General features: G+C 60.4%; 28 protein-coding genes. 3 read left to right on the forward strand and 25 right to left on the reverse strand.

Annotated features, from left to right (window positions below; translation table 11 throughout):
* Positions 1–98 precede the first annotated feature (98 nt).
* Positions 99–1166, forward strand: a complete 1068-nt coding sequence (gene hemE / locus KGB18_RS05710) for a uroporphyrinogen decarboxylase (RefSeq protein ID WP_052965076.1) — start codon at positions 99–101, stop codon at positions 1164–1166.
* Between the two features lie 181 nt (positions 1167–1347).
* On the opposite strand, the gene KGB18_RS05715 is transcribed toward hemE, so the two are convergent.
* Entirely contained in the window at positions 1348–2589 is a 1242-nt protein-coding gene (locus KGB18_RS05715) for an MFS transporter (RefSeq protein WP_353621889.1), read from the reverse strand.
* 152 nt (positions 2590–2741) lie between these two features.
* Between KGB18_RS05715 and KGB18_RS05720 the strand changes: the two genes are divergently transcribed.
* Complete coding sequence (locus KGB18_RS05720) at positions 2742–3644, forward strand: LysR family transcriptional regulator (protein WP_223569513.1); 903 nt, start codon at positions 2742–2744, stop codon at positions 3642–3644.
* A 139-nt stretch (positions 3645–3783) separates the two neighbouring features.
* On the opposite strand, the gene KGB18_RS05725 is transcribed toward KGB18_RS05720, so the two are convergent.
* The 23 genes from KGB18_RS05725 to KGB18_RS05835 form a co-directional block, all read right to left on the reverse strand.
* A complete protein-coding gene (locus KGB18_RS05725; RefSeq protein WP_123721572.1) occupies positions 3784–4224 on the reverse strand; it encodes a hypothetical protein in 441 nt (146 codons plus the stop codon).
* Positions 4225–4326: 102 nt separating this feature from the next.
* Positions 4327–4851: a DUF4822 domain-containing protein gene (locus tag KGB18_RS05730; RefSeq protein WP_223569514.1), complete on the reverse strand. Its 525-nt coding sequence runs from the start codon at positions 4849–4851 to the stop codon at positions 4327–4329.
* Between the two features lie 423 nt (positions 4852–5274).
* Positions 5275–5721, reverse strand: coding sequence for an excinuclease (locus tag KGB18_RS05735; protein ID WP_123721570.1), 447 nt, complete (start codon positions 5719–5721; stop codon positions 5275–5277).
* A gap of 29 nt (positions 5722–5750) precedes the next feature.
* Positions 5751–6977 (reverse strand): beta-ketoacyl-ACP synthase, encoded by a 1227-nt coding sequence (locus tag KGB18_RS05740; protein WP_201087434.1) that lies wholly within the window; start codon positions 6975–6977, stop codon positions 5751–5753.
* The gene (gene fabG, locus KGB18_RS05745; protein WP_201061439.1) at positions 6977–7705 is read right to left on the reverse strand and encodes a 3-oxoacyl-ACP reductase FabG; all 729 of its coding nucleotides are present in this window, start codon (positions 7703–7705) and stop codon (positions 6977–6979) included. Before fabG ends, KGB18_RS05740 begins: the two co-directional genes overlap by 1 nt.
* A complete protein-coding gene (locus tag KGB18_RS05750; protein WP_123721568.1) occupies positions 7705–8163 on the reverse strand; it encodes a hotdog family protein in 459 nt (152 codons plus the stop codon). The genes fabG and KGB18_RS05750 overlap by 1 nt, the downstream gene beginning before the upstream one ends.
* A complete protein-coding gene (locus tag KGB18_RS05755) occupies positions 8160–9356 on the reverse strand; it encodes a beta-ketoacyl-[acyl-carrier-protein] synthase family protein (protein ID WP_123721567.1) in 1197 nt (398 codons plus the stop codon). The genes KGB18_RS05750 and KGB18_RS05755 overlap by 4 nt, the downstream gene beginning before the upstream one ends.
* On the reverse strand, positions 9353–9835 hold the full coding sequence (locus KGB18_RS05760; protein WP_123721566.1) for a hypothetical protein: 483 nt from the start codon (positions 9833–9835) through the stop codon (positions 9353–9355). Before KGB18_RS05760 ends, KGB18_RS05755 begins: the two co-directional genes overlap by 4 nt.
* Positions 9835–10560: a class I SAM-dependent methyltransferase gene (locus KGB18_RS05765; protein WP_123721565.1), complete on the reverse strand. Its 726-nt coding sequence runs from the start codon at positions 10558–10560 to the stop codon at positions 9835–9837. Before KGB18_RS05765 ends, KGB18_RS05760 begins: the two co-directional genes overlap by 1 nt.
* Positions 10557–11804 (reverse strand): NAD(P)/FAD-dependent oxidoreductase, encoded by a 1248-nt coding sequence (locus KGB18_RS05770; RefSeq protein WP_123721564.1) that lies wholly within the window; start codon positions 11802–11804, stop codon positions 10557–10559. Before KGB18_RS05770 ends, KGB18_RS05765 begins: the two co-directional genes overlap by 4 nt.
* Positions 11791–12951 carry a sodium:proton antiporter gene (locus KGB18_RS05775; protein WP_123721563.1) on the reverse strand — a complete coding sequence of 387 codons (1161 nt, stop codon included), beginning with the start codon at positions 12949–12951 and terminating at the stop codon, positions 11791–11793. Before KGB18_RS05775 ends, KGB18_RS05770 begins: the two co-directional genes overlap by 14 nt.
* A complete protein-coding gene (locus tag KGB18_RS05780; RefSeq protein WP_223569515.1) occupies positions 12948–15287 on the reverse strand; it encodes an MMPL family transporter in 2340 nt (779 codons plus the stop codon). The genes KGB18_RS05775 and KGB18_RS05780 overlap by 4 nt, the downstream gene beginning before the upstream one ends.
* Positions 15271–15843 (reverse strand): outer membrane lipoprotein carrier protein LolA, encoded by a 573-nt coding sequence (locus KGB18_RS05785; protein WP_201061427.1) that lies wholly within the window; start codon positions 15841–15843, stop codon positions 15271–15273. The genes KGB18_RS05780 and KGB18_RS05785 overlap by 17 nt, the downstream gene beginning before the upstream one ends.
* A gap of 161 nt (positions 15844–16004) precedes the next feature.
* A complete protein-coding gene (locus tag KGB18_RS05790) occupies positions 16005–16430 on the reverse strand; it encodes an acyl-CoA thioesterase (protein WP_123721562.1) in 426 nt (141 codons plus the stop codon).
* A complete protein-coding gene (hutH, locus tag KGB18_RS05795; RefSeq protein ID WP_223569516.1) occupies positions 16423–17967 on the reverse strand; it encodes a histidine ammonia-lyase in 1545 nt (514 codons plus the stop codon). The genes KGB18_RS05790 and hutH overlap by 8 nt, the downstream gene beginning before the upstream one ends.
* Positions 17948–18895 (reverse strand): glycosyl transferase, encoded by a 948-nt coding sequence (locus KGB18_RS05800; RefSeq protein WP_123721560.1) that lies wholly within the window; start codon positions 18893–18895, stop codon positions 17948–17950. Before KGB18_RS05800 ends, hutH begins: the two co-directional genes overlap by 20 nt.
* A complete protein-coding gene (locus KGB18_RS05805; protein ID WP_223569517.1) occupies positions 18892–19626 on the reverse strand; it encodes a glycosyltransferase family 2 protein in 735 nt (244 codons plus the stop codon). Before KGB18_RS05805 ends, KGB18_RS05800 begins: the two co-directional genes overlap by 4 nt.
* Positions 19619–21301 carry an acyl-CoA synthetase family protein gene (locus KGB18_RS05810; RefSeq protein WP_223569518.1) on the reverse strand — a complete coding sequence of 561 codons (1683 nt, stop codon included), beginning with the start codon at positions 21299–21301 and terminating at the stop codon, positions 19619–19621. Before KGB18_RS05810 ends, KGB18_RS05805 begins: the two co-directional genes overlap by 8 nt.
* A complete protein-coding gene (locus tag KGB18_RS05815; RefSeq protein WP_038978633.1) occupies positions 21298–21843 on the reverse strand; it encodes a membrane protein in 546 nt (181 codons plus the stop codon). The genes KGB18_RS05810 and KGB18_RS05815 overlap by 4 nt, the downstream gene beginning before the upstream one ends.
* Positions 21840–22094 (reverse strand): acyl carrier protein, encoded by a 255-nt coding sequence (locus KGB18_RS05820; protein WP_123721557.1) that lies wholly within the window; start codon positions 22092–22094, stop codon positions 21840–21842. Before KGB18_RS05820 ends, KGB18_RS05815 begins: the two co-directional genes overlap by 4 nt.
* A 9-nt stretch (positions 22095–22103) precedes the next feature.
* Positions 22104–22364, reverse strand: a complete 261-nt coding sequence (locus KGB18_RS05825; protein WP_123721556.1) for a phosphopantetheine-binding protein — start codon at positions 22362–22364, stop codon at positions 22104–22106.
* On the reverse strand, positions 22345–23154 hold the full coding sequence (locus KGB18_RS05830) for a lysophospholipid acyltransferase family protein (protein WP_123721555.1): 810 nt from the start codon (positions 23152–23154) through the stop codon (positions 22345–22347). Before KGB18_RS05830 ends, KGB18_RS05825 begins: the two co-directional genes overlap by 20 nt.
* Positions 23130–23855 carry a beta-ketoacyl synthase chain length factor gene (locus KGB18_RS05835; RefSeq protein ID WP_123721554.1) on the reverse strand — a complete coding sequence of 242 codons (726 nt, stop codon included), beginning with the start codon at positions 23853–23855 and terminating at the stop codon, positions 23130–23132. The genes KGB18_RS05830 and KGB18_RS05835 overlap by 25 nt, the downstream gene beginning before the upstream one ends.
* Positions 23856–24212: 357 nt before the next feature.
* Here KGB18_RS05835 and KGB18_RS05840 point away from each other — a divergent pair, with 357 nt between their 5' ends.
* Complete coding sequence (locus tag KGB18_RS05840; protein ID WP_008009127.1) at positions 24213–24983, forward strand: ParA family protein; 771 nt, start codon at positions 24213–24215, stop codon at positions 24981–24983.
* Positions 24984–25113: 130 nt separating this feature from the next.
* On the opposite strand, the gene trxC is transcribed toward KGB18_RS05840, so the two are convergent.
* Positions 25114–25548 carry a thioredoxin TrxC gene (gene trxC / locus KGB18_RS05845; protein ID WP_030129872.1) on the reverse strand — a complete coding sequence of 145 codons (435 nt, stop codon included), beginning with the start codon at positions 25546–25548 and terminating at the stop codon, positions 25114–25116.
* Positions 25549–25643 lie beyond the last annotated feature (95 nt).

Consider the following 25643-nt stretch of genomic DNA (forward strand, 5'->3'; position numbering starts at 1 on the left):
CGCGACAAATTGACCCGATAGACAAAAGGAACGGCTCTTGCCGTGCCTTTTGCGTCGCGCTCTGAGAAAATGCCCGCACTTTTTTTCCGGATGCCGACATGACTGCCCTGAAGAACGACCGTTTCCTTCGCGCCCTGCTCAAGCAACCCGTAGACGTCACCCCTGTGTGGATGATGCGTCAGGCCGGTCGCTACCTGCCTGAGTACCGCGCCAGCCGTGCCAAGGCCGGTGATTTCATGAGCCTGTGCATGAACCCGGCGTTCGCTTGCGAAGTCACGATGCAGCCGCTCGACCGCTATCCGCAACTGGACGCGGCGATCCTGTTCTCCGACATCCTCACCATCCCGGACGCCATGGGCCAAGGCCTGTACTTCGAAACCGGTGAAGGTCCGCGCTTCAAGAAAGTCATCAGCACCCTGGCCGACATCGAAGCCCTGCCGATTCCTGATCCACACAAAGACCTCGGCTACGTCATGGACGCAGTCAGCACCATCCGTCGGGAACTGAACGGCCGCGTGCCGCTGATCGGCTTCTCCGGCAGCCCATGGACCCTGGCCACCTACATGGTCGAAGGCGGCTCGTCGAAAGACTTCCGCAAGACCAAGGCCATGCTCTATGACAACCCGCAAGCCATGCACTTGCTGCTGGATAAACTCGCGCAGTCGGTCACCAGCTACCTCAACGGTCAGATCATGGCCGGCGCGCAAGCGGTGCAGATCTTCGACACCTGGGGTGGCAACCTCTCCGCAGCGGCCTACCAGGAGTTCTCCCTGGCCTACATGCGCAAAATCGTCAGCGGCCTGATCCGCGAGCACGAAGGCCGCAAAGTGCCGGTCATCCTGTTCACCAAGAACGGCGGCCTGTGGCTGGAAAGCATCGCTGACGCTGGCGCGGATGCGCTGGGCCTGGACTGGACTTGCGACATTGGCGAAGCCCGCCAACGCGTCGGCAGCAAAGTCGCCCTGCAAGGCAACATGGACCCAACCGTGCTCTACGCCAAGCCAGAAGCCATCCGCACCGAAGTCGGCCGGATCCTCGCCAGCTACGGCAAAGGCAGCGGTCACGTGTTCAACCTCGGCCATGGCATCACGCCGGAAGTCGACCCAGAGCATGCTGGCGCCTTCCTGCGCGCGGTACATGAACTGTCGGCGCAGTATCACGAGTAATCGTGGCCCAATAAAAAACGCCCGGCATATGCCGGGCGTTTTTGTTTGTGGTTCAGAAAATGAGAAGTGGATGCCATTCATTGTGGGAGCGGGCTTGCCCGCGATGGCGTCGTCTCATACAACACATGTGCTGGACCGACCATCGCTATCGCGGGCAAGCCCGCTCCCACAGGGTTGTGCGTCATGCCTTCAAATTTACCAACGGCGGTAACTTCGCCAGCTTCAACGCCACCAACAACGCAATCACCAACAACCCGCCAATAAATAACCCGATCCCGTTCCAGCCACCCAAGTGCCAGGCCACACCGCCCGCCGTACCCGCGATACTCGACCCGGCGTAATAGCTGAACAGGTACAGCGACGACGCCTGTCCTCTGGCCTTGATCGCACGACGGCCAATCCAGCTACTGGCCACCGAATGCGCACCAAAGAAGCCGAAGGTAAAGATCAGCATGCCGAGAATCACCAGCGGTAACGGCGTGAACATGGTCAGGGCGATGCCCGCGAGCATGACCACAATGGTTGCCCAGAGCACTTTGCGCCGGCCGAGTTGGTCGGCCAGGGCGCCGATTTTCGCCGAGCTGTAGATGCCCGACAGGTACACCACCGAAAGCAGCCCGACGAAGGCCTGATCCATGTGATACGGCTCGGCCAGCAGGCGATAGCCGATGTAGTTGAACAGCGTGACAAACGCGCCCATCAGCACGAAAGCCTCAAGGAACAGCAGTGGTAGACCTGCATCGCGAAAGTGCATGCTGAAGCCGTCCAGCAAGCTGCGAGGATGCAATGAGCGGGCGCGGAAGTTGCGCGATTCCGGGAGGATTTTCCAGAACACCGCTGCGGCAATCAGCGCCAGGCCACCGACGACCAGCATCGCCGCGTGCCAGCTGACGAAGTCGATCAGTACCCCGACGATCAATCGTCCACACATGCCGCCGATGGCATTGCCACCGATGTACAAGCCCATGGCGAGGCCAAGGTGCTGTGGATGGATCTCTTCGCTCAGGTAAGTCATCGCGACCGCCGCCAGACCGCTCAACGACAGCCCCACCAGCGCTCGCATCACCAGCACGCCTTGCCAGCTCGGGATCATTGCGCTGGCCATGGTGCACAGCGCTGCGGCGAACAGCGCGGCGACCATCACCGGTTTACGCCCGATGCGATCAGAGATGGGACCGGTGATCAGCAAGCCAATGGCGAGCATGCCGGTGGCGACCGACAGGATCAGGCTGCTCTGGGCTGCGTTGATGGAAAACTCGTGGGACAGCAGCGGCATCATCGGCTGCACGCAATACAGCAGGGCAAAGGTCGCGAAACCGCCCGAGAACAGCGCCAGCACCGTGCGCATAAACATCGGTGTGCCTTTCTCGATGTAGATCTCGCTTAGCTCAGTGACGACGTCGTCCAGCGGAGTGGGCGGAATTTCATGGGCGAGTGGAGCGGCAGCAGTTTTCACTTCAGACCTCGGAGGGGCGCAGCCGGTCAGGCAATGAAAAAATCATATAGCTGCCTAATGATTCAATCCAATATATTGTTCGACCTGTTTGATAGGTTTTACGACCTAATGGAGTTTTCATGGAATTGCGCCACCTGCGCTACTTCATCGCCGTCGCCGAAGAACTGCATTTCGGCCGCGCAGCCCAAGTGCTGGGCATCTCGCAACCGCCGCTGAGCCAGCAGATTCAGGCGCTGGAACAGGAGGTCGGCGCCCGGTTATTCGAACGGACCAATCGTCGGGTCGAACTCAGTGAGGCCGGTCGGCTGTTTCTGGAAGAGGCGCGGTTGGTGCTGGCTCAGGTCGACAAAGCGGCGGACGTTGCGCGGCGGGCACAACTCGGAGAGTTGGGTGAACTGAAGATCGGCTTCACCTCGTCGGCCCCGTTCAACTCGACCATTCCTCAGGCGATTTTCTCGTTTCGCCAGAGTTTCCCGGCGGTGCACCTGAATCTGCGGGAAATGAGCAGCACCCAAGTGGCCGATGCATTGGTGGACGAGTCGATTGAAGTCGGCATCATGCGGCCGCTGGGCTTGCCGGACTCACTCAGCGTGGTGGAACTGATGCGCGAGCCACTGGTGGCGGTGCTTAGCTCCAAGCATCCGTTGGTGAGCGGCAGCGAAGACGGTTTATTCCTCTCGGCGCTGGCCCTCGAACCCTTCGTATTTTTCCCACGTAGCTATGGCAGTGGTTTGTACGCACAGCTGCTCAGCCTGGCGCGGGATGTCGGGTTCAGCCCGCACTTCGCGCAAGAGGCTGGCGAGGCGATGACCATCATCGGGCTGGTGGCGGCAGGTCTGGGAGTGTCGGTATTGCCGGCGTCGTATCAGCGGATGCGCATCGATGGCGTGGTCTACCGCCCTCTACTCGATCCGGCGGCCGTGTCGGCAGTGTGGCTGGTGCAGCGCAAGGATCAGAAATCGCCGATGGCCAGGGCGTTTGTGGAGTTGTTGACGCGTAAGGTTGAACCTTTGAAGCCGTAACTACGGGTGACCCCAGTGAGGTCACCCGTTTTTTTACCAGGCACTACACCGAAACCTGCACCTGCAATCGTCGCCCGATGACATCCATCAAATCGCAACCATCGCGCATTGAATTCGCTAACACTCGCGCCAACTAGCATCACTGGGCAGTTTGCATTTGCTGCGCTTTGTTTTGTTCTGCCTGTGCTATCGCTTTGAAGTCATAGGTCGGATAGAACTCGGTTTTGTAACTTCCCCACGCTGTATTTTCAAGTGCAAGGTTTACTTCAGCAAGACGGGAGGCCGGGAAGCGCACTGTGACGACTTGTCCGATACCCATCATTATGTTCCAACTGACAACCTCTACTCCCGCAGGTGGAAATGCCTTATAGAATCCTTGTTTGGCAAGTTGAGCCTTTAATTCGCCCAATGGCCGTGATTGATCGTGCTTTAAAAATACGGTCAGCATGACGGCATTATCTGGCGTGGCAACGGCATTTTTTGCAGGGGAATTTGTTGTGGACTGCGCATTGACAGCGCCGCAGAAGGCCGAGGTTATCAAAAGCGTAGATGCAAGGAGTGTTTTGAGTGATTTCTGCATGTTGAAATTCCATGTTTTATTAGGCGGCAAAATTGATTTCAAGCGGTAACGCTACTCCAGCGGAACTACCTGAGTCATTTAGTGTGCTATGGGCGACTGGTTTCAGTTTGTGATATTAGTATCTGGCTTAATGGTGGACTTTGTTTCCACTGTTCCAGTGTAGGGGGCATGAACTACATAGATACGCACCAGAGGGTTATTGGCTATCATGTCGTGAGGCACTTCGCGAGAATAGGTGAATTCATTTGGATTCAACTTTTCCAATCGCCTGACTACAGTTTTGGTTGGCCCGACATCGGGCACTAAAATGTGGCTTTTTTGATCGCCAGTGACAAAGAAGTAACCTCCACCTCCATTGTCGTACTTTGATTCTCCCGTATCGGTGTAAAAGAATTCATAGCGATTGCGTTCGGGATCCCACGTCGATATTCCGACCACGCCAGGATAATTCGCTTTTACGTCCGTTTGTGGTGCGCCCTCTATATAGACCTTGGTTGTCAGCCATCGAGGAGAAGATGCCAGAGCCCGAGTCTCGGCAGTGGCGGGGGCTTGTTGCGCAAAACTACCCAGGGGACAGAACAATGCCGCAAGAAGTAGGCATGTAGAAGTAATATTGTTCTTTTGCATGCGGATAACTCCTTATCTGCTTTTGTTGGTTGCTCGCTATTGATTATCCAAATTCAATGCGTGAAAAGTATAGGCTGGGAGTGAGGGGGGCAATAGCGGGGTAATGAATTGTAATAGTTCGGCGTTTTTTCGAAGTAATACTTCGTCGTGCTTGTTTTAGATGTGTTGGTTGTTTGGGTTTGCCTATATATTGAAATCACGAGGCTGGCTGTAGGAACTTTCCGAAGTGATACACTCCGTTTTCCTATGTTTCATTTATGTGCCGAGGACTCAGATGTGGCGAGAAGTTGCTGGCGCGTAAAGCGTTTAAAAGATCGCAGCCTTCGGCAGCGCCTACACCGATCTATGTAGGAGCTGCCGAAGGCTGCGATCTTTTGATCTTCGGTAATACCTGAGTGTGTCGCGGCTACTCCGCGTCAGGCGTTACTGAACCTTCGCCAAATCCCCTTTCAACGCAACGCCCGCCATGAGCGCCCCAGCGTGGCACTCATAGTTCTTGGCATCCTTGCGCTCGTTGCTTTTGTAGAAGCTGACGATATTGGTCACGGCGTTGGCGCCGGCATTCTTCGCTGCCTGGTGCAGGCTGATGATTGCCGATTGCGCGACCCATTCGCAGGCCACTTCGTCAGACTTGTTGAAGGCGTTGGTTTTCTTGTTGGTCACGGCCCCCGAGCTGACTACGGTGACGTTGCCAGTCGGTGTGTTGCCTGCCAGGTAGAACTTCACGCTGCCATCGATTTTGCCGGCGCGGGTTGCTTCGGCGACTGCTTTGTCAAAAGGCAGATACACAGCGGTGTCACGGGCCTGGCTGATGCCCGGCAACGTGCAGATCAGCAGGGTGGCGGCGGCAGCGAGTTTCTTGAAGTGCATGGAGGTCTCCTTGACCCTGAGTAATTCGATTACGACCAGCGGCGAAAAATCAACGAGGTGTTGACCCCGCCAAAAGCGAAATTGTTGTTCATCACATACTGGTTGCTCATCTGCCGGAATTCACCGCGCAGGTAATCGAGCTTGCCGCACTTCGGATCGACCTCATCGAGGTTGAAAGTGTGCACGTACTGATCGCGGTTCATCATTTCGATGCTGAACCAGGACTCCAGCGCGCCGCAGGCTCCCAGGGTGTGACCAAGGAAACTCTTCTGCGAACTGATTGGCATGTGTTCGCCGAACAACGCGCTGGTGGCCAGTGTTTCGGCAATGTCGCCCTGTTCTGTAGCGGTGCCGTGACCGTTCACATAGCCGATGTCGGAAGGCTGCAGCCCGGCATCTTCCAGCGCCAGCTCCATGGCCCGGCGCATGGTGAGCTGCTCCGGACGGGTGGCGTGCTGACCGTCGGCGTTGCTGCCGAAACCGACGATCTCGGCATGGATATGTGCGCCGCGTGCCAGGGCGTGTTCGAGCTCTTCGAGCACCAGCATGCCGCCGCCTTCACCGATCACCAGGCCATCGCGGCCGGTGTCGTAAGGGCGAGGGCTGGTTTGCGGGGCATCGTTTTTCAGACTGGTGGCGTAGAGCGCATCGAACACCATGGCTTCGGTCGGGCACAGCTCTTCGGCGCCGCCGGCGAGCATCAGCGGCAGGCGGCCGAACTTGATCGATTCGTAGGCATAACCGATGCCCTGGCTGCCGCTGGTGCAGGCGCTGGAGGTCGGGATCAGCCTGCCGGTGAGGCCGAAGAAGATGCTGACATTGGCCGCTGTGGTGTGCGGCATCATCCGCACGTAGGAGTTGGCGTTCAAGCCTTCGGCCACCGAGTTGAGCAGCATATTGCCGAACGCCTTGATCTCGTCGGTGCTGCCGGTGGACGAGCCGCAGGAAACGCCCATGCGCCCGTCCTTGATCGACTCGTCACCCAGCAGACCGGCGTCCGCCAACGCTTGCTCAGCAGCACCAACAGCGAGCCGCGAGACGCGGCCCATGCTGCGCAGTTGCTTGCGGGTCCAGTGGCTTGGCACTTTGAAGTCATCGATCGGCCCGGCCAGGCGCGTGTTGAGTTCAGTGAAACGATCCCACTCGTCCATACGGCGGATGCCGCTGCGATTGGCGGCGAAGTTGCCGGCGATGGTGTCCCAGTCGCTGCCCAGTGAGGTGATGCCGGCCATGCCGGTGACGACGACGCGCTTCATCAGCACAGGCCTCCATTGACGGCCAGAACCTGCCGGGTGATGTACGACGCTTCCGCCGACATCAGGAAATTCACCGCGCCAGCCACCTCTTCCGGGGTGCCCATGCGATGTGCGGGGATCATTTTCATCAGTTCTTCCACCGGCACGTTTTCGTCGAGCATCGCCGTGTCGATCAGGCCGGGTGCGACACAGTTAACCGTGATTTTGCGCTTGCCCAGTTCGATCGCCAGCGCCTTGGCTGCGCCGATCAAACCGGCCTTGGACGCGCTGTAATTGACTTGGCCGCGATTGCCGATCAACCCGGAAACTGAAGTGATGCAGACAATCCGCCCGGCGGCGCGACGACGGATCATCGGCATCATCACCGGGTGCAGCACGTTGTAGAAACCGTCGAGATTGGTGCGCATCACCAAATCCCAATCCTCCTCGCTCAGGGCCGGAAAAGCACCGTCGCGGGTCAGGCCAGCGTTGAGCACCACGCCGTAATAGGCGCCGTGGGTTTCGACATCGGCTTCAAGAATAGCTTTGCAACGAGCACGGTCGGACACGTCGAATTGCAGGATGCGCGCGTTGCGGCCCAGGGCCTCGACTTCGATCTTGACGGCTTCGGCATCCGCAAGGCCGCTGCGGCAGTGCAGCACGATGTCATGCCCGGCCCGGGCCAGACGCAACGCAATGGCGCGGCCGATACCACGGCTGGAGCCGGTGACCAGTACGGATTCAGTCATCACTCGACTCCTTGGGGTTCATGAAGATATTGCGCGACCTGAGGTGGGCGAAACACGTTCAGCCGGGCGGTGGCGTGGATGCCGGGCGCGGTGAGGTGGCATTCGAACACACCCATGCCGTTGTCGTCTTCCAGCGAGCGTATCCCATGGATGGTCAACTCGGTGCCGGCGGGGAAGTGTTCCACGTTGCATTCGAATTTTCGGGTGCCGAGCAGGAAACCCAACTCCACCGCATTGCCTTTCTGGCGCGCATGGCAACCGGCGTACGCGGCGACGCTCTGGGCCATCAGCTCGATGCCGACCCAGGCCGGCAGGCTGCCGTCGGGGCGATTGAACAGGCCGTCGGGTTTGACGGTGAGTCGGGTGTGAATTTGCTCGTCATCGAACGACAGGATCTGCTCGATGAGGATCATGTCGCCAGCATGCGGCAGCAGTTCGGCGAGCGGCCAGGTAATCATGGGGCGTCTCCGATAATCAGGCTGACGTTATTGCCACCGAAGGCAAAGGAATTGCTCATCAGGTAGCGAGGTGCAATGGACGTCAGGTGGTCAGTCGGGGTCACCCAATGCAGGGCCGGTAATTCGGGGTCGGGCTGGCCGTCCCAGATGTGGGGCGGCAAGGCATGTTCGCTGTTGTCCGCGCTCAGGCTCAACCAGCAGAACGCCGCCTCCAGAGCACCGGCAGCGCCGAGGGTATGGCCGGTCATCGGTTTGGTCGACGAGCAGGGCACGCCTTCCGGGAATAGCGTCGTCACCGCCAGGCTTTCCATGGCGTCGTTATGTTGCGTGGCGGTGCCATGCAGGTTCAGATAACCGATCTGCTGCGGTTGCAGCCCTGCGCGGCTCAAGGATTTGCGCATCGCTTGCAGGGCGCCACGGCCGGTCGGTTCCGGCGCGGAAATATGATGTGCATCGGAGCTGGCGCCACTGCCCAGCAGGGCAATCGGTTGGCTATTGCCGGCGCTTTTGCTCATCAGAAACAGCACCGCTGCTTCGCCGATGTTGATGCCGTTACGGTTGGCTGAAAACGGGTTGCAGCGCTGCTCGGACACCGCTTCCAGGGCCGAGAAACCGTTGAGAGTCAGCTTGCACAAACTGTCGACACCGCCGCACAACACGGCGTCGCACACGCCCAGATCGAGCAGTCGTTGAGCACTCATCAGCGCACGGGCGCTGGAGGTGCAGGCGGTGGAAATCACATAGGCCGGACCGCTCAATTGCAGCCAGTCGGCGAGAAACGTCGCCGGCGCGCCGAGTTCCTGTTGCTGATAGTCATAATCGGCAGGGAACTGATGCTCTCGGATGTAATGGGCCAGACCGCTGCTGGCCTCGTGAATGCCCGAGGTGCTGGTGCCCAGAATGACGCCGATACGGTCGCGGCCGTAGGTCTGGATCGCTTGCTCGATGTCTTCGCGAATTTGCAGCGCAGACTCCAGCAGCAATTGATTGTTGCGACTGCTCTGATGCGCGAGCTCCGCCGGAATCGGCGCCAGCTCACCGCGCACCGCCGCGACCGGCAGCGTGCGTTCCGCCACCCAGTCGGCCTCGCTGCGCATGCCCGAGCAATCGCCGGCAAACAGGTTGCGGGCGACTTCCTGCTTGTCGCGGCCCAGGGCGCAGACCACCCCGAGGGCATTCAGATAAGCCGTCATGGCGTGTGCTCGCCTAACGGAGTGACGCGATAGTGCGGGCCTTGGGATACGTTCAATTCAAAGCTCAGTGGTTGTGAATAGCGGATGTTCCAGCGTGGTGACAAGGATCGTTGCCCGCCATCCTGCCGGGCGGCGGGATAGTTGCGATGCAACTCGCCCGCAGGGGTCAACGCAAACAATAAGGCCGCGAACAGCTCCCGAGCTTCCGGATTGGGCGGCAGCAGGCCGTCGGCCTGCCATTGGCCATCGATCAGTTTCTGCCGTGCCACGGGAATCCCCAAAGGGTCCATCATCGACCAGCGAATGCCTGGGTCTTCACGCTGGATCACCAGCAGCCAGTCCTGACGTTGCTCGGCCATCTGCCGTTCGATGTGCAATTGCAGCGGCAATGCCAGGTTCGGAGTTTGCTCGGGCAGCGGTGCCTGGCTGGCGCAAGCGCTCAGCAACAGGACACAACCCAGAAGCAGGAAACGGATCATCAGGCACACCCTTCAACGGGCTTGCGCGCGACTACATTGACCAGGGTTTCTTCCCGTTGGCCAAAGGTTTTGGGCTGGCGCAGGCCGAAGCGTTCGAGCAGGCCGAAATCCTTGGCGCGACTCCACCACAAGTAAGGGTAAGACACGTTCTGCGGGCCGAATTCAAAACCCTGCCGACGAATCATGTCCAGGTAGCCGGCGGCGCTCTTCTGCACGTGCATCGGGTGGCGGAACAGCCAGCGAATCACCCACGTATCAATGTAAGCCTCGGTGGACTCGGCGAACAGCAAATAGCCGCCCGGCTTGAGCACTCGATAGAACTCGGCCAGGGCCTGATCCTGTTCGACAAGGTGATGGAAGGTTTGATGACAGAACAGCAGATCGACGCTGGCGTCCGGTATTTTGATGCTCGCGCAGTCACTGCCGATCAGTTCTACATCCATGCCCTGGCGGGCAGCTTCTTCGCCGCTCAGGTTCAGGCTGTGAGGGTCGGCATCCAGCCCGATCAGGCGCCGAGGCGCGAAGGTCTGGCGCAGATACTGGAACGACTTGCCCTGGCCGCAACCGGCATCCAGCAATACCGGATTGTCGGGCAATGGCGCGCTGAACAGATCGCGCAAATCATTGATCGCCACTCGCAATACATGGTGCTGCCAGGTGTGACTGCGCAGGAACCAGAAACCGAAACGGGTTTCTTCGACGTAGTTGTCGCTCAAATAACTCATGTCGGATCCTGTGCGCACAGGTCCGAGATCATCCGCAGTCGACGCTTGGGTTCGCTGACAAACGGGTTGCGTTCATCCCAGGCGTAACCCGCGAGGATCGAGCTGATCATGCGGCGGATATCCGCTGTGCCGCCCTGATAGAAAATCACATCCTGAAAGGTCCCCGCGTACCAGCCTTCGACGTAGCAACGGAAGGTGTTGACGCCGCGCTTGAGCGGTTCGGCGAACTCGGTCTGCCAGTCGACGCTTTCACCTTGCAGTTGGCGGTGCAGCACACCGGCGGCCATGCTCGCCGAACGCATGGCGATGGTCACACCAGAGGAGAACACCGGGTCGAGAAATTCCGCCGCATTGCCCAGCAGGGCGAAACCTTGGCCATGCAGGGTTTTGACGTTGGCCGAATAGCCGCCGATGGTCCGCGCGGGCGTATCCCACACGGCGTTGTTCAGCACACCGGCCAGGCTTGGGGTTTCGGCGATGAAGCCGCGCAGGCAGTTGTCCAGATTCTCGGTGCGGCCTTCGAAGTGTTCGGCGGCTGCCACCACGCCCACCGAGCAACGGCCGTTGCTGAACGGGATGGTCCAGAACCAGATATCGCGCTGGGTCGGATGGGTGGTGATGAGGATTTTCTCCCGGTCGAAAGCCGGGTTGTCGATACAGTCTTCGACGTGGGTGAATACGGCCTGGCGCACCGGGAAGTTCGACGGTGCTTCAAGGTCCAGCAAGCGCGGCAGCACGCGACCGTAGCCGCTGGCATCGAGCACGAAGTCGGCTTCGACGCGGTATTGGCTACCGTCTTCGCGAAGCACGTCGAGCTGCGGTTTCGGCAGGCTGAAATCGGCACTGACGATGGCTTCGCCGTAACGGACATCGACACCTTGCAGTTCAGCCTGATCGGCCAGCAGCTTGTCGAAGTCGGCGCGCTGGACCTGGAACGTTGTCGGCTTGCCGTTGCTGAACGTGTCGCCGAAATCGAAGGCGCTGTATTGATCGCCCCAAGCGAACGCCGCCCCGTTCTTGCGCTGGAAACCGGCGGCGTTCACCGCCTCGAGCATGCCGGCTTCTTCGACGAAATCCAGGCAGTGGGACAGCAGGCTTTCACCGATGGAAAACCGTGGGAAATGCTGACGCTCGATCATCAGCACATCATGACCTTTACGCTTGAGCAACGCGGCGGCGATGGCGCCCGAGGGGCCTGCGCCGATCACCAGTACCTGACGACGTTCCATTTCAACTGTTGGCACGGGTGCTCCTTGCCGGGGCGGCGATGTTCAAAGGGATTCGGTGCATGCCGGCGAGTGCCGGCAGCAGGGTTGCGATCAGGCCCATCAACATCAGCGCGAAATACAACGCCGGGCTGATGAGCTGTTGTTGCAGCAGCAGGTTGAGAAAGACGATCTCGCTCAAGCCGCGAATATTCAGTAAAAGGCTTTCCCGCCAGCGGCTGGCACCTTCAAACGAGGCGCCAGCCCAGCCGAGGCCCAGCCAGTTGCCCAACAGTTTGCTGGCGATTGGCAACAGCAGGAGAGCGGCCAGTTGCATCCCGCTGAGACTGTCGATGGCGTTGTGCACGTTGATCTGCACGATGCCGAACGTGAGGATCAGCGGGATGGCGATCCAGGTCTGCAAACGGCTCATCCACGCCGCCGACAATGGCAGCACCAATGGCACCTTGAGCGTGGCCATGCACAGCAGATAGCCGATGCCGAAAATCAGCGCATTGAGTTTGAAGTGTTCGGCGACCACCAGCAGCGCGAAGAAGCAGCCGCTGTGCAGCAACGGTTGGCGCAACCCGAGCAGTCGCAGCAACAACGGCAGACAGGCGCCGGCCAGCGGCAGCAAAAGGCTGCTCAGGTGCAGGCTGCCCTGGGCGAATGCGAACAGAGTCCAGCAGGTCAGGTCGATCAGGATCGCGGTCTGCACCAGGCGTCGGGTGGCAGCGGGCGGGTAGTTGATGTGTCGCAGGTACAGATACAGCACCGGAATCGCGGTGATGGCGAACAGCAGACCGACCGCCAGCGAGCTGATCCACGGCTGCGGCGGCAACAGCCAGACCGCTGTCGCCAGCCCGCAGGCAAACGGAATGCAGAAACTCGGCAGGGCGATTTTCAGGCTCTGACGTTCCAGTCGCAGGTCAATCACGTCGCTGAGGATGTGCCCCAGCAGCAAGGCAAAGCTCAAACTGTAGAGGTTCTTCAGCCAGTCCGGCGAGATCAGGTCGGCGCCGCTCAAGTGCCAGCCCGGTTCGATCCAGAAGTACATCAGCAACGGCAGGCCGAAGGTCGCCAGCAGCAACTGGCTGACGATCGGAATCAGACCGAAATGACGACCGATACGGGTGGCCATGGCGAACAACACCAGGGCCATCAACCAGAACGCAGCGACCATCATGCTGCCGGCTCCGTAATCGGTGCGATGTGGACTTGGCGTCCTGCCCATGGCGCCAGGATGAAACTGAACGCCAGGCCGAGGCTCACCGACAGGCCGAAGTTGCTCACCGCCGGCGTGCTGGACACCGCCAGCAGGCCGAACGACAGCCAGGTAGTCACTGCTGCCAGCAAAGTGCCCAGCAGGCTCGCCGCGGCACCACCGATCTGTTCGCGCATGAGGATCGCGTAATCGACGCTGATGGCCGTCACTAGCAGCAGGCCGAACAGGCTGAACAGCGTCAGCGGCTGACCGAGCCAACCGAGGCTTGCCAGGCTGCACAGGGCCGCCAGCAATGGCAGAGAGACAATTCGCAGCGCGCCACCGAGACCGAATGGCAGGATCAGCACCAGCACGATCAGCACGCAGGAAGCGAGTTTCAATTCAGCGGCGCTGATTTGAGTGGCGGCGAAAACCTGGTTCAGTTCGCCGAGGCGATCCACCAGTTCCACGCCCGGCAAGTCCAGCGCCTGGACCCGCAACAGCGTGGGATTGTTCAAGCCTTGCAGGCTGACCATCGCAGCCACGCCGTCATCGGTCGGCCCCAGCCACAGGGTGCGGTAGGGCTCGGCCAATGGGCCGGCCAGCGCTGCGTCGATGTCTTCAATGGGCAGCGCCTGCAACGTTGCCAACTCGGCTTGCAACGCGGCGGCCGGCACGCCGAGGTCGAGCAACGGTTGCCAGAACTGCGGCAGCTTGCTCAGTGCTTCACGCACTTTGCGCTGTTCGCTCGGCTGGCTGACCAGTTGATTGAGCGACAGATAGCCCTGGAGTTTTTCCAGATTGACCAATTGATCCAGACGCTCGCTCAATGCCGTTTGGCGTTCGAGCAACTGCTGCTGATTGGCCGCGCGCACCAGGAAGAACTGGCTGGTGGGTTGGTAGCCGGTGATGCGTGCGATGGTTTGGGCTTCGTTAGTCAGTTGCTGCGGCGTGCCGACCCATTGGCGAATGTCGTTTTTGCTCTGCAGCTGCAACAGACCGCCGACACAGAAGGCGATCAACAGCGCCAGCAATACCGGCGTGCGTACGTATTTGAGCAACGTTTCACGCAGCTCCAGCAACTTCTCGGCGATGCGCATCGGCCATTGTGCTGGCCGCAGAACCACGCCCTTGAGCAGTGCCGGCAACAGACACACTGCCGACAGGTAGGCGCCAAGCAGGCCGGCGGCGGAGAACACGGCAATTTGGGTCAGGGCCGGGAATGGCGTCCAGGCCAGGGCCAGGTAGCCGATGCAACTGGTGATCAGGCTCAGCGTCAGCCCCGGCAGGGTCAGGCGTAACGCCGGCCAGCTGTGCCAGGGTTTCAGGCTCCAGCTTTTGGACAGGTAATGCAGCGGGTAATCCACCGCCACGCCGATCAGGCTGGAGCCCAGCACCAGCGTCATCACATGCATGTGACCGAACAGCGCCACGCAAGCCACCGCACCGAACAGCATGCCCACCAGCACCGGGACGAACGCCAGCAACACCCGCCAACGCCGGAAGGCCAGCAACAGCAGCAACAGAATCCCGACCGTGGCGCCGCCGCCGACCCAGGTCATTTCGCGAGCGGCTTGCCGTTGACCGCTGGCGGCATACAACAGGCCACTGGCGGCGAGTAGTTGCACGTCCGACCGGGCGGCTTCTTCACGACTGTGCTGGAGCAGGTCAGCCACTTGCAGTGGGAGGTTCATGTCGAACGCGTTGCCGACGGTTCGCGCCCGCAGCATCACCCAACTCATGCCGTCGGCATCGGCAACCAGCGCACCGCTGCCGATGTCCAGTTGCACCGAGCCGTGCTGTGGCTGGCTGTTCTGGATGCGCCCGGTCAGGCCGAGCCAGTCGTCCTGGCTCGGCACCAGGCTGAAGCCGGTGAACGGGTCGAACAGGGCTTGTACCCGTTGCTGAATAAAGGCGTCGGGGTGCTCGATAAGTTGCTGCCGGTCGGCCGCGGACAGCATCGCCAGGCGGCCTTGCAGCAATTGCGTGCGTAGCGCCGGCAAGTCGGCCTGCAGGTTCCACTGGACCTTTTCGAATACGCCGCTGGCCTGCCATTGCTCGCCCAGCTTTTGCGCCATGGCGATGGCTTGCTGGCGGTCTTTATGGCCGACCAGTACCAGCATTTCCCGGTTCAGCGGTTCTTGCATGCGTTGTTCGGCGCGCAGTTCCAACGCGTCCGGCGCGGTACCAGGCACCAGTTCCATCAGGTTGGCCGACAGCGGCGCGTTGTCACGCCATTGCCAGCCGGCGAGCGCGAGCACTGCCAGCAGCAGGATCAGAAACAGCCGCGGCAGCATCCGTTCACTCGGCAAAGTCATGTTGCTCCGCATCGCTCAAAGGTTGTGCGCTAGTGCTGTCCTGCATGCGCAACAGGGTTCGGTCACCCTGGGTTTCGAGCAGCTCGATGCTGTGCACCAGTTCGCCGCCGTCAATGTTGATCTGATTGAACACCTGCTTGAGCAGCATCGAACGCGGGGTCAGGGTCAGTTTCCAGTTTTGTGCGTCGCCGCTCAGCGAAAGCTCGAAATCCCGTTGCAGGCCACTGCTGTCGCCTTGCAGCACCGCGAGGAACAAGCGGTTCTGTTCGGCGCCGGCGCTCTTGTTCGGCAGCATTTGCCAACCGTTGGCATCACGCCGGGCAATGCCCTTGTCGCTGATGCGATAGTCCTGTTGCAGCGGGGTTTTCAGCAGCCAGAGCAGGCCGTGATTCTTCGCCAAAACGAAGGTGCCCTTGCTGGTCAGCGGCTGGGGCAGGGCGCGCAGGTGTTTTTCCTGGATGAAGCTGCCGTGGATCACATCGGGTTTGGCCAGTTGATCGCTGAGTTGCTGTAGATCGAAAGCCTGCGCCAGCGAAGTAAAACTCACCATCAACATGCCCAGCGCAATCCGGTAGCAGCTGCCGAGCCTGCGAGGCTGCGTCCGGCGGCGAAGCCGTCGTAAAACCTGAAAATGCGATACATCAGAAGAAACGCAGGGCGACTGCTGCGCCGCCGAACGCAGGCTTCGCCAGCTGCTACAGAGGGTTTTCAGCAGGTTCATGGCAGCATCCTTTCAACCGCGTCGGTGAACACCTTCGGTGAGGCCAACAGCATTTCGCGGCTGCTCATGTCGACGGCGACCTGCACGGAACAGGCGCGGGTCAGGCGCTCGCCGGTGGCCAGATCGCTGATCAGGTAACTGATCTTCAGGCGGTTTTCCCACTCCACCAGGCTGGCGCGCACATTCAGCTTCTGGCCGAACACGGCGCCACGCACATAGCGCAGCTGCAAGTCGATCACCGGCCACGCGTAACCTGACGCCACCATGGCGTCGTAGTTATGGCCGATCTTGTCCAGCAGCGCACAGCGGGCGACTTCCAGGTATTTGACGTAATGGCCGTGCCAGACCACGTTCATGGTGTCGACGTCAAAGAACGGTACGAGGATTTCCGTGTCGGTGTGAAGCACTCCCTTGCTACGCATGCAGCCTCCAGTGTTGTTCGGCGATGCGTTGCAGGCACAGGCGCAATTCGCCTTCCAAGGCACGGTCTTCGATGACCGGCGGGAAGTCCTTGGCCAATTCTTCGTGCATCGCGGCCAGTGCTGGTGGCAGCGGGCGCGCGTCTTCAGCCTGGCCGCGCAGCCAGACACCTTGGTTGGCGGCCAGCAGCGTGGCAGCAGCGACTTGTTCGGTCAGCTCCAACACGCGGATGGCGTCGCGGGCGGCGATGGTGCCCATGCTGACTTTGTCCTGGTTGTGGCACTCGGTGGAACGCGAAAAGACGCTGGCCGGCATGGTGTTTTTCAGGGCTTCGGCGGTCCAGGCGCTGGTGCCGATCTGCACCGCCTTGAAACCGTGATTGAGCATTGCGCGGTCGGCGGTGGCGCCAGACAGGTTGCTCGGCAAACCATGGTTGTAACGCTCGTCCACCAGCAGCGCGAGCTGACGGTCGAGCAAGTCGGCGACGTTGGCCACCAGGGTTTTCAGACTGTCCATGGCGAACGCGATATGGCCGCCGTAGAAGTGCCCGCCGTGCAGCACGCGTTCGGCTTCGGCGTCGATAATCGGGTTGTCGTTGGCGCTGTTGAGTTCGATCTCGATGAACGAGCGCAGCCAGTTCAGGCTGTCGGCCAATACACCGAGCACGTGCGGCGCACAACGCAGGGAATAGCGGTCTTGCAGGCGATGCAGCGGCGCGGTCGGCGCATCGATCGCCAGATCCTTGCGCAGCCACGCGGCGACTTGCATCTGCCCTGGATGGGGTTTGGCCGCGAACAGGCGCTCGTCGAAGTGCTCCGGATTGCCCTGCAAAGCGACCACGTTCAGCGCAGTGATACGCGTGGCCAGTTGCAGCAGGTAATCAGCGCGGGCGTAAGCCAGGCAGGCAAGGCCGGTCATCACGGCGGTGCCGTTCATCAGCGCCAGCGCTTCTTTGGGGCGCAATACGAGCGGTTCCCAACCCAGTTCGCTGTGCACATCGGCGGCTTGTCGACGCCCACCACGGAACATCACTTCGCGCTCGCCGGACAAAGTCGCGGCGACGTAGGACAGCGGCGTCAGATCACCACTGGCGCCCACCGAACCTTCTTCCGGAATCAGCGGCAGAATGTCGTGTTCGAGGAAGGCTTGCAGACGCTCCAGCAGTTCCACGCGTACCCCGGACACGCCGTAGCAAAGCGATTGCAAACGCGCCGCCAGCACCGCGCGGGTGGCTTGGGCGTCGAGCAGTTTGCCCAGGCCGCAACCGTGGAAGGTATACAAATGACGGGGCAGGGCTTCGACGTGGTGCAGCGGCACCGCTACCACGCAAGAATCACCATAACCGGTGGTCACACCGTAGATCACGCCTTCCTTGTCCAACAGGGAATCAAGGAACTGCGGGCCCTTGGCGATGCGCTGGCGAAACTCAGCGTCGCCCTGCAACTGCGTCGGCACCTGACGGTTGGCCAGGGCCAGCACGTCTTCGATGCGCAAAGGGAGTTCGCCGAAGGTTACCGGCTCAAGCGTTGGCGTCGTCATCGGTCTTCCAGAAAGGGTAAAAGTTGAACCATTGTTGGGGCGCTTCAAGGCAATAGTGACCCAGGCGTTCGGCGTAGCGGGAGGCCCACTGATGAATGACCTGTTCGCGGTCGCTGCGTTTCCACACGATGGCGTCGGCGAACGGTTCGAGGGTCAGCCGATAGTCGCCAGCGGGTTTCTTCAGGCACAGCATCAGGTTTATCGGGCATTTCAGCAGACCGGCCAGCAACCATGGGCCCTGAGGGAACGCGGCTTGATGGCCGAGGAAATCCACGCTCACGCTGCGTCCGCCATGCAGCGGCACGCGGTCGCCGGCAATCGCCAGCCATTCGCCGCGCTCGAGGCGTTCATGCAGTTGCAGCATGATCACCGGGTCCAGCTCGCTGACCTGAATCAACCGCAGATTGGTCGCCCCGGCTTCGCCCAGCAGACGGTTGAATTGTTCGGCGTGCTTGGTGTGCACCAGCACGTTCATGGTGACTTTCTCACCGATCTCGGCCAGCGCCCGGCAGACCTCGAGATTGCCCAGGTGCGCACCCACCAGCATTTGCCCACGTGTGCCGCGCAGTTTATTGCGCAGCAGCGCCGGGTCGATGATTTCGATCTGATCGATGCTCAGCTTGCCGTTCCACACATCGAGTTTGTCGAGCATGGAGTCGGCGAAGGCCATGAACTGGCCGAACACCCGCCAATGGCTCGGGCGCAATTCGCTACGACCGCTCCAGTCGGCAAGCCGCTGCTGGTATTGCCAGGCGCTTTGGCGGGCGTTGCGCCCGAACAGGAAAAAGTACAGCACGATGCCGTACAGCAGCGGGCTCAACAACCGACGGCCCAAGACTTTTGCGCAGAGCGCGGTGAACTTCATCAGCCAGAAGCTGCCACGCTCCTGGCGGTCGGCCCAGTGCTGTTTGTCTGCGTTGTCGCTCATGCTCGCCACCGTCGCCAGAGGATTACTGGTGCCCGCAGCAACATGCCGAAGAACAGCCGGGTGTGCATGCTCGAAATCAGTACATTGTCGTGGAACAGGCGGAAATGCGAGACGCCATCCGAAGGGTAATGGACCCTGGTTTTCAGCCACTGCATCGGCAGATTGCGCCAGGCCAGGCGCACCAGGATGTCGGAGTCGAAGTCCATGCGCTTGCCGATCCTGGCCGAGTCGATCAGTGCCAGGGTCGGCGGCAATGGATAGACACGGAAGCCGCACATCGAGTCGCGAATCTGCAACGACAGGGTGTTGATCCAGACCATCACGTGCGTCAGGTAGCGGGCGTACAAACGGCCCTTCGGCACGCTGGCGTCGTATTGCGGATAGCCGCAGATCACCGCCTCGGGGTGAGCGCGCGAATGCTCGATGAAAACCCTGACGTCTTGCAAGTCGTGCTGGCCGTCGGCGTCCACCTGCAAGGCGTGGCTGAAGCCCAGGCGCGAGGCTTCTCGCAAACCGGTCATTACCGCGCCGCCCTTGCCTTGATTGATGGTGAGCCTGATCAGGTAAACCCGGTCACGCTGGGCCAGTTGATCAAGGACCTTGGCGCAGGCCGGGCTGCTGGCGTCGTCCACCAGAATGCACGGCAGGCCGCTGGCAAGCAGCGCATCGACCACGGCAGTGATTGCGGTTTCGTGGTTGTAGACCGGGATTACGGCGCAGGGGTTATGCATCGCCTGGGGCCTCCAGCAAAATCCGCCCACTGGAGCAGGTGGCGGTTTCATTGCGATAGGCGAAATACAACTTGCTGCGCGCCGAGTCGAAGCGCAGGTGCAACTGGATTTCATCACCGGGACGCACCAGTTGCTGAAATTTCAGCACTTCCATACCGGCGAATTTTGCCGGCAGGTCCATCAATTGCTGACCAAGGTTCAGCGCCCAATCCACCTGCACCACGCCGGGCAATACCGGCGCTCGGGGAAAGTGTCCGCTGAAATACGCCAGGTCTGGCGGGACAGCCAGTTGCAGGCTCCACTCGCCATCGGTGTCGATCTGTTCCAGCACTTCCGGCGCCTTTGGGCGTGGCGCCAGCAATATGTTCTCCACTTCGGCCTGAGGCAGTTTGCCTTGAGCGTTCAGTGGCAATTGTCGCAACAGGCGCCAGCGACGGGGCAGGGCGAGTGCTTCGCAATGCAGGCTCAGGTGTTGGCGCAACTCCTGAGTAAGAGTACGTCGACCCTGATTGCGCAAGGCATGCAAACCCTGCTCACTCAACACCAGCAGTGCGCCCAGCGAAGCACGGTTTTCCTGGACGACGCCAAGCCGCGCTTCAGCGACCCACTCATGGGTCATCAGCGCTTGTTCGAGCATCGGTAGCGAGATACGTTTTTCTTCCAGTTTGACGATTCGGTCCAGCCGTCCCAACAGCTCGAAACGGCCGTCGGCGGCGATGCGCGCGGCATCGGCGGTGTGTTCAATATGGCCGGCCGGCAAGTAAGGTGAGGCGATAAGCAAGGCGCCATCGCTGTCCTGGCTCAGCGCAACATCGGCGAAGGGCTGCCAGAGATTCTGGCCCTGACGCCAGGCGATGCCGCCGGTTTCCGAGCTGCCGAAGATTTCTGTCGGCCATTGTTGCAGGCGTTCATGCAGGCTTTGCGCCGCTTCGACGGGCAACGCACCACCGGAGGAAAACACTCGGCGCACCGCGCTCAGCGCTGGCCAGTCGAGGTTGTCGCCCATGCGTTTGAGCAGCGCTGGGCTGGCGACCCACGCGAAGGCCGGGTGTTCGCGGCTGGCGCGCTGCAGGTCTTCCGGGAAGGCCAGTTGTTTACGCACGAACGAGCGCCCGGCGCACAGCGGCCACAGCACCCGAAACAGCAAGCCGTAGATGTGTTGAGTGGCGACGCTGCCGATGATGCAGGCCTCGCCCAAATCTGCGCCCCACAGGTGCTCCAGCGCTTCGACTTCATTGGCCAGCTGGCGCAGGGTTTTGTCGATGCGCTTGGGTTCGCCACTGGAGCCGGAGGTGCACAGGCTCAGCTGACAGCGATCCAGATCCAGCGGGCTGGCCGGCAGCGGTGAATGGCGATAATCGCTCAGGTGCGCATCGTCGGCCTGATCGGTCAGCCACAGATCGACCTCGGTCGACCAGCGCTGGCGAGTCTGCGCTTGCAGGTCGGCGGGCAGCAGCACGCTGACCCCGGCGCGCCAGGCGCCCAGCAGGGCAATGGCCAGGTCGGCAGCGTCCTCAAGGTGCACGGCGATGCGCTGCACGCCTTGTGCTTGCAGGCCGGCAGCCAGGCTCAGGGCCTGTTCGCACAATTGCGCGTGATTCAACGCCGGTTCGGCCGTCACGGCACGGTCCGGCTGAGCCTTGAGCAACAGTTGCTCAAGTGTTATCCAATTCATGGGCGGCCTCTTACCCGTTGTCGTATCAGCCATTCAATGGCAAACATCAGGCCGATCAATCCGTAGGAGATCAGGCCGGTGTACAACATCCACCAACTCAGCGGCGCCCAAAGGGTCAGGGCGGCGGCGCACAAGCCGTTGCAGAGAAAAAACACGCTCCAGGCAATCGTCACCTGGCGGGTATAGCGAATGGCCCTGGCCGGTAATTCCGGCTCTCGCAGACGGGCCAGGCGTTCAATCATCGGTGGGCCGTATTTCAGGCTCAGGCCGAACAGCACCAGCATGAATCCGCTGATCAACACCGGGTACCAGCGCAGCAGTACCGGGCTGTCGAAGAGCGCCAGCAGCAGGCAAAACCCGATGGCGACCGTGGCCATCCACAGGCTTCCGGGGCGCCGCTCGCCGGTCAGCGCTCGCGCCAGCCACAGGCTACCCAGCAGCAGACCGAACTGCCACGGGGCAAAATGCTCCATGCCGAAATACACCGCAAAGGGGTACAACAGGCCTGCCAGCAGCAGGCCCAGGCCGATCAATCGGCTCATGCGGCGGGTTGAACCAGACGGTAGACCGCCTCGACCACGTCGCTGACGGTACGCACCGATTTGAATTCTTCGGCGGCGATTTTCTTGCCGGTCTGGCGTTTGATGTGATCGATCAGGTCGACCGCATCGATGCTGTCGATTTCCAGATCCTGATACAGGTTGGCCCCCAGGCTGATGCGCTCGGGCTCCAGCTCGAAGAGTTCGACCAGAGCATCGCGCAGGGTATTGAAAATATCGTCACGAGTTTGCATGGTCCGGTCTCAAGCTGCCTGTTTTGCAGTGACGAACGCCGCAAGGCTCGCCACGTTGGTGAAGTGATTACGGGTGTCCTTGGCGTCGGCATCGATTTTGATGCCGTACTTTTTCTGAATCGCCAGGCCGAGTTCCAGGGCGTCTACCGAGTCCAGGCCCAGGCCTTCGCCGAACAGTGTCTGGTCATCGCCAATGTCGTCGACGCTGATGTCTTCGAGGCCCAGGGCGTCAATGATCAGTTCTTTGATTTCACGGTGTAGATCGCTCATCTTCGGCGAGCTCCTTAATAAAGTAATGGTGCAAATAATCATTGAGCTTGCGCGAGGCCTGCGGTGCAGGTCCTTGTGTAGCGAAGGCCTGTGGGTCTATATCGGCCCCGACACGAAAACTGAAGTGCACGCGGCGTTTTGGAATCCGATACCAGGGTTCGGCCTTGGTCAATGTGGTCGGATTGACCTCGATAATCACCGGGGTGAGGATTTTCGCACCGCGCACAGCGATTGCCGCGCCTCCCCGATGAAATGCCGGTGGTTTGCCGGGTTGAGTGCGGGTGCCCTCGGGGAAAATGATCAGGGTCTGACCGCTTTTCAGCGCGTCGGCAGCGGCGTCGAGCATGTCCATGCTGCCGTCGTTGCTGATGTAGTCGGTGCGGCGTAGCGGGCCGCGGGTGAACGGATTTTCCCAGAGGCTTTTCTTGACCACGCAGTTGGCGTGGCCCACCAGGCCGATCAAAAACACCACATCGATCAGCGAAGGGTGATTGGCGACGATCATCTGGCCTGGGCGCCCGAGCTTTTCCGCACCCTGAATGTCATAAGTCAGCACGCCAGTGCGAGCCATGAACCGAATGAAAAACCAGAAACAGCGGCTCACCGTCTGTCGTGCCCGCTGACGATGGGCCTGGGCGTCTCCCGGCAAGCAGCTCAACAGCGGGAACACCACCAGTCGCAGGCATAGCCCGCCCAACCCGAACAGGGTGAAGCTTGCGGCAGTGGCCAGCAGGCGCCAGTAATAGGCGTCGCGGTTTTTATCGGTTACAGGTTGCGTTGCCAGGTCCATAGACGATTTTTCCAGGCATGTTGGCAGGTGGTCTGCTGGCCGAGCAGGGTACGCAACAGATTCAGGGCATGGGGCCAGTGGGTTTTGGACAACGCTTGCGAGGTGCTGTTCAGCGACAGCTGCCACTGATTGCCGGGCGTAATCAGCAGGCCGACCGCATAAGGGAATGGCACGTCGTCGATCCAGGCCGAGTAGGCCGCGGGCGGTTGCTCTTCCGTCACTACCAGCAGTACCGCAGGCGCTCCTTCATCAAGCAATGCCGCCGCCTCTAGCATGCCGTGTTCAAGGCCATCACCGGCCGCAGCGAGGGCGGTCATTTCGCTGGTTTCGCCGCGCATGATCGACCATAGGCCGATGACCGCGTTGTGCACCGACAAGCTGAACTGAGTGGGCGACAACGGTTGGTCAGTCGCCAGATCGCTGAGAATTTCGAAAGTGCGCGGGGTTTCGCCGTGGCGGGAAATAAAGACCAACGGTAGGTCCTGGCGACCATCAGCCAACGGCCAGCCAACGCTGAATGCCATCCGCGCCAGACGGCTGAGTCGCCGACGCTGCATAGCCGGCAAAAACGACACATCGGGGGCGGCATCGCTGGGCTCGAGCACGACCGGTTGTCGGCTCCAGGCCTGCCAATCATCCACGCTTTCAAGCCCAGGGGCCCACGCGCGCCATTGGGCGATGTTGAAATTGATCACAGACATTCATCCCGCCCCTGCGGGCTTCCTTGACGCGGTGAGTCGCAAAAAAGCGCGGCTGACCTTACGTGGCGCTTAACGCCGAGTGGTGCGCATTATCCCGGTGCGGCGGGCGTGTAGCAAATGCTGGTTACATTTTACGCAACGAAATGTACCGTCTGGTTCGCGAAAAAGCTGTCGTTTGGCCATTATCCACGTTGCAGCGGACATGTCTGTCGGCTCTATCGGCTGTCGATGGACGAGTTGGCGGTTTTTTCCGACGGATATTTACCAATGACTGTGTAGTCCCGATGCCGGCGAGGTAGCTAAGCAGCGCCGTGGACTACTACACTCGGTCATTCTTTGATACACGGAGGTTTTGACATGCGGCGCGTGGTGTTCAATCAGAAAGGTGGCGTGGGCAAGTCAAGCATTGCCTGTAATCTGGCGGCGGTCAGCGCCAGCGAAGGCTATCGTACGTTGTTGGTGGATCTCGATGCTCAGGCCAACTCCACTCAATACCTGACAGGACTCACCGGTGATGATATCCCGATGGGGATCGCTGACTTCTTCAAGCAGACTTTGTCCTCCGGGCCGTTCTCGAAGAAAAACCAGGTCGACATTTACGAAACCCCATTCGACAACCTTCACGTCGTCACCGCCACCGCCGAGCTGGCGGACTTGCAGCCCAAGCTTGAGGCCAAGCACAAGATCAACAAGCTGCGTAAATTGCTCGAGGAGCTGGACGGCGATTACGACCGAATTTACCTCGATACACCGCCAGCACTGAATTTCTATGCCGTCTCGGCCTTGATCGCCGCTGATCGTGTACTGATTCCCTTCGACTGCGACAGTTTCTCGCGTCAGGCGCTGTATGGCCTGCTGGCGGAAATCGAAGAGTTGAAGGAGGACCACAACGAAGGGCTGGAAGTTGAAGGCATCGTCGTCAACCAGTTCCAGGCCCGCGCCAGCCTGCCCCAGCAAATCCTCGACGAACTGATCGCCGAAGGGTTACCGGTGTTGCCGGTGTACCTGGCCAGCTCGGTGCGCATGCGCGAATCCCACCAGGCCAACACGCCGCTGATCCACCTCGACCCGCGGCACAAACTGACCCAGCAGTTCGTCGACCTGCACAACCTTCTCGAAAACGCCTGATTCCTGCAAACAACACCGAACCACTGTGGGAGCGAGCCTGCTCGCGAAAGCGGAAGTCCAGTCAACAGAGATGTTGAATGTGAAGCCCTCTTCGCGAGCAGGCTCGCTCCCACATTTATTTGTGGTGGCTCTAAATCCCTTGGCTACGCAGCCAGCTCATCAACTGCGGCAACGGGAAGGCCCCGCTCTGGCGAGCCACTTCCCGGCCGTTCTTGAACAGAATCAGGCTCGGAATCGAGCGAATCCCCAGCTGTGCCGACAATTGCTGATTCGCCTCGCTGTCCAGCTTGGCCAACCGACACTTGCCCGCCAACTGACCCGCCGCTTGCTCGAACACCGGCGCAAACGACTTGCACGGCCCGCACCAGTCCGCCCACACGTCCACCAGCAACGGCAGGTCGCCCTTGATCTGACTGGCGTAATCGCCTTGCTTCAATTCGAACGGCTTGTTGAGCAGGACTTCGGCCTTGCAGCGACCGCACTTTGGGTGGTCATTGAGACGCTCGGCGGGAATGCGATTCAGCCCGTTGCAATGGGGGCAGGGGATGAGGAGTGGGTCAGTCATGAGGATGGTCCTGTTAAGAAGCCGATTACTTCTATTTGGAGACGTTTGCTCATGTTTTCAATCGTGCAGCGACCTGCGATGTAACTAGGCTGGGT

The organism is Pseudomonas sp. BF-R-26, assembly GCF_019947395.1.
GTDB classification, from domain to species: Bacteria; Pseudomonadota; Gammaproteobacteria; order Pseudomonadales; family Pseudomonadaceae; genus Aquipseudomonas; species Aquipseudomonas farris.